Source organism: Agrobacterium sp. D14, assembly GCF_001526505.1.
Classification (GTDB): Bacteria; Pseudomonadota; Alphaproteobacteria; order Rhizobiales; family Rhizobiaceae; genus Agrobacterium; species Agrobacterium leguminum.
This window is the reverse complement of sequence record NZ_ASXX01000001.1, coordinates 371,589-383,258: the sequence shown is the minus strand read 5'-3', so window position 1 is coordinate 383,258 and position 11,670 is coordinate 371,589. Positions and strand designations below refer to the sequence as shown.

The window sequence follows — 11,670 nt, the reverse complement described above, 5'->3', positions numbered from 1 at the left end:
CCGCCCGGCCTCGCCTTCATGTCCACCGACAGGATCGGCGGGAGCCTCACTCACGCCGACATTCATACGGTTTCAGTTTTCAGGAGATGCGCCAATGCTCGAAGGAGCCTTGTCCGCCGCCAATCGCGTTGACAGTTTCATCGCCATCCTCTGCCGCATCATCATCGTGGCAACCGGCATTCTGCTCACGGTCATCATGACCGCAAACGTCATCGTCCGCTATCTATCGACATCCGGCGGGCTGGATTTTGCGGAAGAACTGCCGACCATGCTGTTTCCATGGTTCATCGTCGCCGGCATTACCCTTGCCGCGCAGAGCGGCGCGCATATGGCGGTTGAATGGATTTATGACAAGTTCGACGAACGCGGCAAGGTGGCCGTTCTGCTGTTCGCCAATCTCGTGACGGTCGCAAGCTTCGTCATTCTCGCGCAGCAGGCGCTTGTCGTCGCCGAGATCGCCGGCGCGGAAATCAGCCCTGTGCTGCAGCTGCCCAACAGTATCGGATATTATTCCATCGCCTTCGGCGCAGCACTGGTCTCGGTCACGACCGCAACCGCGAGCCTGCGCATTCTCTCCGGCGGCTGGCATGCCCGCCCGCACGGTGCAACCGAGGAGATACCGCTATGACCATCGTGATGATCATTGCATTTTGTATTCTCATGATGATTGCGGTTCCGGTCGGCTATGCGCTGATCATCTCTGCCGGCGTCGCCGTGCTGTGGAACGGTTATGTGCCGCTTTCGATCGTGGCGCAGCAGGTTTACGACCAGACGCAGTCTTTCCCGATGCTGGCGCTGCCGTTCTTCATGCTCGCGGGCACACTGATGCTCGGCGGCAAACTCGGAACCCAGCTTCTCGAACTCGCCTCCAAGGCCATGCAGCGCTGGCGCGGCGGCCCGCTTTCCACCACCGTCATTTCCTCGGTCGTGTTCGGCGGCGTTTCCGGCTCGGCGGTCGCCAATGCGAGCGCACTCGGCTCGGTGCTCATTCCATGGCAGAAGCGCCAAGGTTACCCCGCTCCCCTCTGTGCGGCCAATAATGCCACCTCGGCTGTCATCGACGTGCTCATTCCGCCGTCGATCCCGATGATCCTCTATTCGCTGGTCAGCGGCGTCAGCATCGCCAATCTGTTCATCGCCGGCATTCTGCCGGGCCTGCTCATGGCCGTCGGTTTCATCTTCGTCTGCTGGGCCATTGCCGTGCGGCGTGGCTATGCGGTGCGTGACGAACGCATTCGCAAGCGCGATCTGGCGCTACTTGCATTCCGCAGCCTGCCGGCGATCCTTCTGCCGATCCTGATCATCCTCGGCCTGCGCTTCGGCTTTGCAACGCCGACCGAAGTGGCCGTTCTTTCCGTCGTTTATTCGCTCGTGCTCAGCATCTTCTTTTATCGCGATCTGACGTGGAAGCGTTTCTGCGACAATTTCGTCGAGGCTGGCTCCGCAACCGGCGTCGTCATGTTGGTCATCATGGGCAGCGCGGCGGTGGGCTGGGTGCTCACCTTCGATCAGGCGCCGCAGCATTTCGCCACCTGGGTAGCCGAGAATATCTCCAACCCGATCCTGATCATTCTCATGATGAACATCCTGATGCTGATCATCGGCATGCCGCTCGATCTGCCGCCGTCGATCCTGCTGCTCGGACCGATCTTCGTGCCGCTTGCGGATATGATCGGGCTCGACCGGGTGCAGCTCGGCATGATGATGGTCATCAACCTCGGTATCGGGCTCTATACGCCACCGATCGGCACCACGCTCTTCATCTCGTCCTCCATAGCCAGAGCGCCGCTCGGCGCGACGACGAGGGAATTGTGGCCGTTCTTCACCATGGCGATGCTGCTTCTCATCGCGGTCAGCTTCATTCCCGCGCTCACGATCTACTGACATAAGGCCCGCAACAAATCGGCAGCCAAAAACCACCGGCCGGGTCTCCCCGGCCGGTGGTTTTAGTATTCAAGATGTGCCGCTTACATCGTTCAATCTGCTTTGTTCATGGTTTCGACGATCAAATCACGATCTGCGATGCACCCTTCACGAAATTTTAGGGGATTGCGGAACACATATGGAACATATAGTGTTCGTTCTGTATTTGTTTCGCGACTTCAACGACGATTCTCAAGGGTGTTTTCCTCATGCTCACGCGCAAACAGCAGGAATTGCTTCTCTTCATTCATGAAAGAATGAAAGAGTCCGGCGTGCCGCCCTCCTTCGATGAAATGAAGGACGCACTCGATCTTGCCTCCAAATCCGGCATCCACCGGCTGATCACCGCACTCGAGGAGCGCGGCTTTATTCGCCGGCTACCTAACAGGGCGCGGGCGCTGGAAGTCATCAAATTGCCTGAGGCCTATACGCCGGGTGCAAGGCCGCAGCGCGGCTTCTCGCCGAGCGTCATCGAAGGCAGCCTCGGCAAGCCGAAGACGCCGGAGCCGGCCCCGGCCCCCAAGGCGCCGGCCAATGATCTCGGCGGCGCCGTCACCGTGCCGGTCATGGGCCGCATCGCCGCCGGTGTGCCGATTTCCGCCATCCAGAACAACACCCATGATGTGGCCGTACCGGTCGACATGCTCGGCTCGGGCGAACATTACGCTCTTGAGGTCAAGGGCGACTCGATGATCGAGGCCGGCATTTTTGATGGCGATACCGTCATCATCCGCAACGGCAATACGGCCAATCCGGGCGATATCGTCGTAGCACTGGTGGATGATGAAGAAGCGACCCTGAAGCGTTTCCGCCGCAAGGGAGCCTCCATCGCTCTGGAAGCGGCCAATCCCGCCTATGAGACCCGCATTTTCGGACCGGACCGGGTGAAAATCCAGGGCAAGCTGGTTGGTCTGATCCGCCGCTACCATTAATTGGCAGCCCGCCTTTTTTCGCCAGGGGCGTCATCGAGAAGATGACGCTCCCTTTGAGGCATCTTGGCTTGTTCCCTGGAACAGAGTGGCTCTGCGGAAGTAAAGAGAGGGTGCGTTTCGTTCTCGTCTCCGGGCGGTGACGCGGGTTTGCTTCTTTCGCCCTACCCTCACCTTCCCATTCATCAACGCGGCTTATGGGAGCCATGGATTATTTGCAATATTCCAGGGGCCCTCCGCCGGTATAGAAATGCGCGTCATATCGGGGAAACACGTCATGTACGATCTTTATATCGCCAACAAGAACTATTCCTCATGGTCGCTGCGGCCCTGGGTATTGATGCGCACGCTCGGCATCGCCTTCGATGAAAAACTCGTTCCCTTCGGCGAAGGCGTTTCCTTCTCCACCTTCTCGCCGACCGGCAAGGTGCCCTGCCTTGTCGATGAGGGCGTGACGGTTTGGGAATCGCTGTCGATCGCCGAATATCTGGCGGAAAGACATCAGGGCGTCTGGGCGAGCGACAAGCAGGCAAGGGCCTGGTCACGGTCGGCGGCGAGCGAAATGCATGCGGGCTTTTCCTCGCTGCGCAATCTCTACCCGATGTCGGTCGGCATTCGCGTAAAACCGAAGGGTGGCGATACCGGGCTTGCGGCCGATATAAAGCGCATCGATACGCTGTGGAGCGAAGGCCTCGCGAAATTCGGCGGGCCTTTTCTTGCCGGCCAGAAATTCACGGCGGTCGATGCCTTCTTCTGCCCTGTGGCATTTCGTTTCCAGACTTATGGCGCGGAACTTTCCCCTGCGGCGAAAGCCTATTGCGACCGGCTGCTCGCCCTTCCCGCCATGCGCGAATGGTACGAGGCCGGGCTGAAGGAAGTCTGGCGCGATGCGGCGCATGAAGAGGAAATTAGCGGGATCGGCGAATTGACTGCGGATCTGCGCATCAAGGCATGACGGTCCATGCTGGCGGCGCTCTATTGCGATGCCGCCAGCAACCGCATGACGGCATCAGGCACGTCGTGATCGAAACGGCCGCTTTTCCAGTCGTAATAGCGATGTTCGCTCCAGGGCCTGTCCATGCCGGCGATTGCCGCGCGCAGCCTGCCAACCACCCCTGCCTGATCGCTGCCGGCGAAGTCCATTTCCAGCGAACCGATCCGCCGCAGGATATCGCGGTTCAGCAGAAGTGCGCCCGAGCGACATTGGGAGAAGGACGTTCTGCGGGAGACGATAACGATATCGGCAATATCGCAAGCCTTTCCGGCAAAGCGGCCGTCTTCCAGAACGATGATCCATTCGCCGCTTCCCGCGCGCGCCACGCACCATGTGCCTTTGCTGCAGGTGAAAACACCGGGCTCGGTGTCTCTCAGGGCTGCCGTCATCTGCCGTGCAACCGCGCTCATCTCTTGCGGATCAAGCTTCGCCTTGGGGGTCAAAGCCACGGTTTTTGCCGTGGCCTCGGTCTTTAGAAAGACCGGCGGCACAGGCTGTTCCGGCAAAAGCAGCGCCCTTTGCCATTGGCCATAAACGAAACCCTGCGGCTGAGCCTTCGTCGTGTAGGCTTTGCCGTCCTCCAGCAATGCCACCAGCTCGCCATCCTCGTGAACAAGCAGGTCGGGCGGATCGCGATAGGCCGTGGCGGACGACAGGCCGAAGGCGAGGAACAGAAGCGGCATGCCCAGAAGCGCAAGCCGGCTGCGCAGCAAAGTCAGCAGCAGAAAGCCAGCCGAGGCGAGCCCCAGAAACCACCCGTGCGGCCGGCCCGTCGCAGCGCTTCCGCCCCAGGACGCCACTTCCTGCGCCACCTCGATGACGAGGGCCATGCCGTATCCCATGACTTTCAGGAATGGCGCGTCTAGCCCGAAAGGCATCAGCAGCATGGCGACGAGGCCGAAAGGCATGACAATCAGCGACATCAGCGGCATGGCGGCCAGATTGGCGAAAAGTCCATAGGTGGTCACACGCTGAAAATGCTCGACCGAATAGATCGCCGTCGAAAGGCCGCCGATCAGCGACGTCGTGATGACGCCGCCGATGATGGTGCCCACCGTTTGCGCCACCGTCATCCATGCCGGTTTGCGCCCGATGAACAAACGCTCGCGATCGATACGCCAGCGGCTCCAGGCGGCATAGGAGGCGACGAGCGCGATGGTCGCGGCAAAAGACATCTGAAAGCTTGGGCCCATGATTTCCGAGGGCGAAAAAGCGAGAATGACCAAAGCGGAAAGCGCAACATTCCTGAGGCTGAGCGAGGGTTGATCGAACAGCACCGCGATCAGCATCACCGACATCATCAGCCAGGCGCGTTCGGCGGAAACGGCAAAACCTGAAATCAGGTAATAGGCAAGCGTCATCAAGAGCGCGGCGAAAGCCGAAATCTTCTTCACGGGCCAGCGCTGCGCAAATGCCGGAAAAAGGCTGAAGGCAAGCCTCAACCCCACGAAGAATATGCCCGACGCCAGCGCCATGTTGAGCCCGGATATGGCGACGATATGGGCAAGGCCGGAAAGCCGTAACGCTTCCATCGTTTCGGCGGATATGGCCTGTCTCTCATCGGTGACGATGGAGGCGGCAAAAGCGCCGGCATCGCCGCCGATGGTGTTGCGGATGCGCTCGGCAATGGCGGTGCGAAGGCCATAGAGCCGCATGTCGGCCCATTCCAGCCAGTCCGTCTTCGCGTCAATGCCGGGCGGAGTTACCGTCTGTGGCGGCTTATAGAAGAATCCGGTCGCGCCTATGCCTCTGAAATAGGAGGCGAAGGCGAAATCGTTGAGCCCCGGCAAGGCCGGGCCGGATGGCGGCGAAAGTCGCGCCTTGCCACGAATGGTCGCGCCGAGTGCGGCGGGCTCGCCTCCCCCGCGTGACAGGAGCGAGACCTTCTCTGGCGGGCGTGACAATGCCGGCGCTTCCGTCGTGGTTAGTTGCACCACATATCGCCAGTCCCCGCGCGCATCCACCTCGCGGCGGGTCACCGTGCCGGTAATGGTGGTGGTGACGGGCGTATCCAGCACCACCGTTCCCGCACGCCATGTTTCGACCCCGGCGAAAAGCATGCCCAGCAAAAGCAGCGCGAAAAGGCCGTAGGCCGTCGCTGCGAAGCCCGAGCGATATTTCGCGAAGAACGCCAGACCGGCGGCGATGAAACATGTAATCGCCAGAACGGAGAATGAAGGCGAGGTGTTGAGGGAAAACCAGAGGATCGCGCCGCAGCCGATGAAGACCGGAACGAAAAGAAAATCGTGGCCGAATGCGCGCTCCTCGGCAAAGCATGCGGCGATTTTTTGAGAGGCGATAGCTCGCAGGTTCGGCTTACCGACAAGGGCGGGCGTATCATATGTCGCGACATCGCCGGTTCTGCGAAGCGGATAAAGGATTTCCGCCGTGCCGGGCAAATCGCCCTGCATCGTTTCGGCATGTCTGAAATGCTGTTTTTCCCCTTGACCGAGCAATCCGCGCCGCGCCCCTGCCGCACCGGGAACAGGTTTGCAGGCGGATGCGAGGGATTGCAATCCTTTCCTTTAACCCTGCGTTGACTGAGATTGAATTGCCATCGCTGGGAAAGACGAAAGCAAAGCAATTGCGTTTGCCGCAATGCACAATTTGACCTTTGGATAGCTTGGCATCTGCGCAAGGATCATATAGCTAATCGGTAGACGCTTAACCGCGGGGCGTGTCTCAACGCCCCCACCCGCATGTTTTCGGAGGATCAGTATGACGGAAAAAAGCGCTACAGTGACACTTGGCGAAAAACAGGTCGAACTCCCGGTCAGGGAGGGCACGATCGGACCAAGCGTCGTCGATATCGCCACGCTGTACAAGCACACGGGCTCTTTCACTTACGACCCGGGTTTCACGTCGACGGCCTCCTGCGAATCCAAGATCACCTATATCGACGGTGACGAGGGCGTTCTCCTGCATCGTGGCTTCCCCATCGAGCAGCTCGCCGAACAGGGCGACTTCCTGGAAACCTGCTATCTGCTGCTTTACGGCGAACTGCCGACCGCGGCTCAGAAGAAGGACTTCGACACCCGCGTCACGCGCCACACCATGGTGCATGAGCAGATGAGCCGCTTCTTCACCGGCTACCGCCGCGATGCGCATCCGATGGCCGTCATGTGCGGCACGGTCGGCGCCCTCTCTGCCTTCTATCACGACTCGACCGACATTACCGATCCGCACCAGCGCATGGTCGCTTCGCTGCGCATGATCGCCAAGATGCCAACGATCGCCGCCATGGCCTACAAGTACCATATCGGCCAGCCCTTCGTTTACCCGAAGAACGATCTCGATTACGCCTCCAACTTCCTGCACATGTGCTTTGCCGTGCCCTGCGAGGATTACAAGGTCGATCCGGTTCTGGCCCGCGCCATGGACCGCATCTTCATCCTGCATGCCGATCACGAGCAGAACGCCTCCACCTCCACGGTGCGTCTTGCAGGTTCGTCGGGTGCGAACCCCTTCGCCTGTATCGCGGCTGGCATTGCCTGCCTCTGGGGCCCGGCTCATGGCGGCGCCAACGAAGCGGCGCTCAACATGCTCAACGAAATCGGCACGGTTGACCGTATTCCGGAATATATCGCCCGCGCCAAGGACAAGAACGACCCGTTCCGCCTGATGGGCTTTGGCCACCGCGTCTACAAGAACTACGACCCGCGCGCCAAGATCATGCAGAAGACGATGTACGAAGTGCTGGAAGCCACCGGCAACTCTGACGATCCGATCATGCAGGTCGCGCTGGAACTGGAAAAGATCGCCCTTTCCGACCCCTACTTCGTCGAAAAGAAGCTTTACCCGAATGTCGACTTCTATTCGGGCATCACGCTGAAGGCGCTCGGCTTCCCCACGACCATGTTCACCGTTCTCTTCGCTCTTGCCCGCACCGTCGGCTGGATCGCACAGTGGAACGAAATGATCGAAGATCCGCAGCAGCGCATCGGCCGTCCGCGCCAGCTCTATACGGGCGCCGGCAAGCGCGACTACGTTCCGGTTTCCAAGCGCTAAGCCGCGAAACCCTATAAGATCAAAGGCCGGCAGGTTTTCACCCGCCGGCCTTTTTTGTTGGGCATCCGAACGGTGCTCAATGGCGTGCAGCAACGCCCAGGAACTGCTTGAGTTCGGGTGTCGCGGGATTGGAGAACACCTCTTCCGGCGGGCCAATTTCATGCACCCTGCCCTCATGCATGAAGACGACGCGGGAGCAGACGTCGCGCGCAAATTTCATTTCATGCGTCACCATCAGGAGCGTCATGCCCTCGGCGGCGAGTTCCCGCACCACGGCCAGCACTTCCGCCACCAGTTCGGGATCGAGCGCCGAGGTGATCTCATCGCACAGCAGCGCGATCGGCTGCATGGCGAGTGCACGGGCAATGGCGACGCGCTGCTGCTGGCCGCCGGACAATTCGTCGGGATAGGCGTCGAATTTATGCGCCAGCCCGACCCGTTCCAGCATCTTGCGGGCAACGGCTTCGGCTTCCGGCTTTGGGGTCTTCTTCACCACGGTCTGCGACAGCATGACGTTGCCGCCGACGGTCTGGTGCGGGAAAAGATTGAACTGCTGGAAGATCATGCCGACCTTCAGCCGCAGGGCTTTGAGATGCAGATCGTCTTCGAGAAGCTGCGCGCCGGCGACCGATATGGAACCGGCCGAAATCGTCTCCAGCCCGTTGATGCAGCGAAGCAGGGTCGATTTTCCCGATCCGCTCTTGCCGATGATGGCGATGACCTCGCCCGGCTCCACATCGAGGTTGATGCCCTTCAGAACCTCGTTGCTGCCATAGCTTTTGCGGACTTCAGTGATTTCGATGAGCGACATTGAGCTTCCTTTCGAGGATCTGGCTGCTCTTCGACAGAGGCCAGCACAGCGCGAAATAGATGAGGGCGACGAGGCCATAAACGGTGAAGGGCTGGAAGGTGGCGTTGGTGACGACCGTGCCGGCCTTGGACAGTTCCACGAAACCGATGATCGAGGTCACGGCCGTTCCCTTGATGACCTGCACGAAGAAACCGACGGTCGGCGGAATGGCGACCCGCATGGCCTGCGGCAGGATGACATAACGCATCTGCTGCAGGCGTCCCATGGCAAGGCTCGCCGATGCCTCCCATTGGCCCTTGGCGACGGATTCCACGCAGCCGCGCCAGATTTCGGTGAGGAAGGCCGCTGCCCACAGGATCAGCGTCAAACCCGCCGCCAGCCAGGCCGGCACATCGATGCCGAACAGGCCGAGGCCGAAAAAGGCGATGAAGAGCTGCATCAAAAGCGGCGTGCCCTGAAAAAGCTCGACATAATAGCGCGCAAAAACCCGCATCGATTTTTTTCGGGAAATGCGCATGAACAGCAAAAGCAGCGCCACCATGCCGCCGCCGACGAAGGAGACGAGCGACAGCAGCACGGTCCAGCGCGTGGCGAGCAGCAGGTTTCTGAGAATATCCCAGGTGGAGAATTCGATCATCGGACGCTCCTGCGCGGAAAGATGAGGTTGCCGCCCATGACAAGCACCTGCCGGAGAAGGATGGCCAGCACGAGATAAATGACGGTGGAGACCATATAAGCTTCGAAGGCGCGGAAGGTACGCGACTGGATGAAATTGGCGGCGAAGGTCAAATCCTCGGCGGCGATCTGCGAGACGACCGACGAGCCGAGCATGACGATCACCACCTGCGATGAAAGAGCGGGCCAGATGCGTTGTAGTGAGGGAACCAGAACCACATGCCGGAAGGTCTCGAAACGGGTCATGGCAAGGCTTGCCCCCGCCTCGAACTGCCCCTTCGGCGTCGCCTGGATGCCGGCGCGGATGATTTCGCAGCTATAGGCCCCGAGATTGACAACCATGGCGATATTGGCGGCGGTCAGTTCCGACAATTGCAGGCCAAGCGATGGCAGGCCGAAAAAGATAAAAAACAATTGTATGAGGAATGGCGTATTGCGAATGAGCTCCACATAGGTCGCGACCGGCGGCCGCAGCCATTTGGGCCCGAGCGCACGCACCCAGGCGCAGACGATGCCGAGGGCGATGCCGAGAACGCCGCCGATGGCAATCAATTCCAGCGTAACTGCGATGCCTTTGGCGATCTGCGGATAATAGTCGAGAAGCCATCCAAAATCGAATGTGTATTTCACCCGATGCTTCCTTTCGGCGAGGACAAACCATGCGCCGGTCCCGCCTCAAGGCAAGGCCGGCGCATGCATTTTGCCGGGTTGCTCAGAGATCCTTAGGCAGGTCGGTTTTCAGCCATTTCTGCGCGATCGTGTTCAGCGAACCATCGGTCTTTGCGGTGGCGATGATGGCGTTGACCTTCTCCAGCAGCGCCGGCTGTTCCTTGTTCAGGCCGATATAGCAGGGCGAATTCTTGATCAGGAACTTCAGTTCGGGGCGCTTTGGCGGGTTCTTGGCGAGAATGGCGGCGGCCACGACGTTGCCCGTGGCCACGGCCTCCACCTGGCCGGCGAGGAAGGCGGAGATCGTGCCGTTATTGTCCTCATAACGCTTGATGGTCGTATCGGCAGGCGCCACCTTCGTCAGTTCCAGATCCTCGACCGCGCCACGGGTGACACCGATGGTCTTGCCGGACAAATCTTCCGCCTTGGTGACGGCAACCGAATCCGGAGCGAACACGCCGTTGAAGAAAGGCGCATAGGCGGTGGAGAAGTCGATGACCTTTTCACGGTCCGGGTTCTTGCCGAGGCTCGAAATGACGAGATCGACCTTGTTGGTCTGCAGATAGGGAACGCGGTTGGCGCTGGTCACCGGTACGAGTTCGACCTTCACGCCCAGCTTCTCGCCGATCAGATTGGCGACGTCGATATCATAGCCCTGCGGGGCCATATCCGTGCCGACGCTGCCGAAGGGCGGGAAATCCTGCGGGACGGCAACGCGGATCGTGCCGCGGGAGGTGATATCACCGAGCGCATCGGCAAAGGCTGCGGGCGAAAAACCAAGGGTTGCGGAAATCGCGGCAATGGCAAGCAATGAACGTCTGGAAAACATTGGGAATTACTCCTTGGGGCTTGGGGAAAGAGGCTGCAATGAAAGGGAGTTGCGAAGCTCGTAGAGCGGGTCCGGCCTGCGGGTGAGATCGAGACCGGTTTCGACTTCGTCGAGATGGCGGATGGCGAGTTCGGCGGCGGCGTGAAAATCGGTCGCCTTGATCGCCTCGAAGATGCGGCAATGTCCGTCATGCGATTGCTGCGCATGGAAATCGGACTGATAGAGCATAGAAATGAGAATGGTTCTGGCCGTCAGGTCGCGCAGCGTTTCGACGATGATGTCGTTGCCGGCGATTTCGGCGATGCGGATGTGGAAATCGCCCATCAGGCAGGTCAGGCGCTGGCGGTCGCCTTTGGCAATCGCCGCCTTCTCCTCATCGAGATGATCGGCGAGGATGGCGATGCCTTCCGGGCTGACACCGGAAAGATTGCGCAAGAGCCCATATTCGATGATGCGCCGCGCCTCATAGACCTTGATGGATTCTTCGGCAGAGGGCTCCACCACGAACCAGCCCCGGCGCGGGCTGACGGTGACTATGCCGCGCGTCTCCAGCCGCATCATCGCTTCGCGAATGCGCGTGCGCGACACGCTGAAAAGGCTGGCGAGCTGGTTCTCGCTGAGGCGGGTTCCCGGACGGATGCGGGCGGAAAGAATGCCTGAGATGATGGCGTCTTCTACCGCGCTCTGGGCGCTTTCTGATGTATGGCTATCTTGCATACAAGATTGAAAGCAAGAGGTGTGCCAGACGGAAATTTATGGGCCGGGAGCCATCCGATGGTCAGCCGTTTGCCGCACTAACGATCAAATGCAGTAAAATCGCGCCCTCGCCTGC

11 protein-coding genes are annotated in these 11,670 nt (G+C 59.9%); 5 read left to right on the top strand and 6 right to left on the bottom strand.

Annotation, left to right across the window (positions count from 1 at the left end):
• Positions 1-94: 94 nt before the first annotated feature.
• From L901_RS01860 to L901_RS01845, 4 genes are all read left to right on the top strand, one after another.
• Positions 95-628 (top strand): TRAP transporter small permease, encoded by a 534-nt coding sequence (locus L901_RS01860; protein ID WP_059752821.1) that lies wholly within the window; start codon positions 95-97, stop codon positions 626-628.
• Positions 625-1,884 carry a TRAP transporter large permease subunit gene (locus L901_RS01855; RefSeq protein ID WP_059752818.1) on the top strand — a complete coding sequence of 420 codons (1,260 nt, stop codon included), beginning with the start codon at positions 625-627 and terminating at the stop codon, positions 1,882-1,884. Before L901_RS01860 ends, L901_RS01855 begins: the two co-directional genes overlap by 4 nt.
• A 248-nt stretch (positions 1,885-2,132) precedes the next feature.
• Positions 2,133-2,855, top strand: coding sequence for a transcriptional repressor LexA (lexA, locus tag L901_RS01850; RefSeq protein WP_003521385.1), 723 nt, complete (start codon positions 2,133-2,135; stop codon positions 2,853-2,855).
• A gap of 274 nt (positions 2,856-3,129) precedes the next feature.
• The gene (locus tag L901_RS01845) at positions 3,130-3,807 is read left to right on the top strand and encodes a glutathione S-transferase family protein (RefSeq protein ID WP_059752815.1); all 678 of its coding nucleotides are present in this window, start codon (positions 3,130-3,132) and stop codon (positions 3,805-3,807) included.
• 20 nt (positions 3,808-3,827) lie between these two features.
• On the opposite strand, the gene L901_RS01840 is transcribed toward L901_RS01845, so the two are convergent.
• Positions 3,828-6,257 carry a ComEC/Rec2 family competence protein gene (locus L901_RS01840; protein WP_059752812.1) on the bottom strand — a complete coding sequence of 810 codons (2,430 nt, stop codon included), beginning with the start codon at positions 6,255-6,257 and terminating at the stop codon, positions 3,828-3,830.
• A 307-nt stretch (positions 6,258-6,564) separates the two neighbouring features.
• On the opposite strand from L901_RS01840, the gene gltA reads away from it, so the two are divergent.
• Positions 6,565-7,854: a citrate synthase gene (gene gltA, locus L901_RS01835; protein ID WP_003502585.1), complete on the top strand. Its 1,290-nt coding sequence runs from the start codon at positions 6,565-6,567 to the stop codon at positions 7,852-7,854.
• Positions 7,855-7,930: 76 nt separating this feature from the next.
• On the opposite strand, the gene L901_RS01830 is transcribed toward gltA, so the two are convergent.
• The 5 genes from L901_RS01830 to L901_RS01810 form a co-directional block, all read right to left on the bottom strand.
• Positions 7,931-8,665 (bottom strand): amino acid ABC transporter ATP-binding protein, encoded by a 735-nt coding sequence (locus L901_RS01830; RefSeq protein ID WP_035217484.1) that lies wholly within the window; start codon positions 8,663-8,665, stop codon positions 7,931-7,933.
• On the bottom strand, positions 8,643-9,302 hold the full coding sequence (locus L901_RS01825; RefSeq protein ID WP_059752809.1) for an amino acid ABC transporter permease: 660 nt from the start codon (positions 9,300-9,302) through the stop codon (positions 8,643-8,645). The genes L901_RS01830 and L901_RS01825 overlap by 23 nt, the downstream gene beginning before the upstream one ends.
• A complete protein-coding gene (locus L901_RS01820) occupies positions 9,299-9,970 on the bottom strand; it encodes an amino acid ABC transporter permease (protein WP_035261720.1) in 672 nt (223 codons plus the stop codon). The genes L901_RS01825 and L901_RS01820 overlap by 4 nt, the downstream gene beginning before the upstream one ends.
• Before the next feature lie 82 nt (positions 9,971-10,052).
• Complete coding sequence (locus tag L901_RS01815; protein ID WP_059752807.1) at positions 10,053-10,838, bottom strand: transporter substrate-binding domain-containing protein; 786 nt, start codon at positions 10,836-10,838, stop codon at positions 10,053-10,055.
• Between the two features lie 6 nt (positions 10,839-10,844).
• On the bottom strand, positions 10,845-11,555 hold the full coding sequence (locus L901_RS01810; protein ID WP_059752804.1) for a GntR family transcriptional regulator: 711 nt from the start codon (positions 11,553-11,555) through the stop codon (positions 10,845-10,847).
• Between the last annotated feature and the right edge of the window lie 115 nt (positions 11,556-11,670).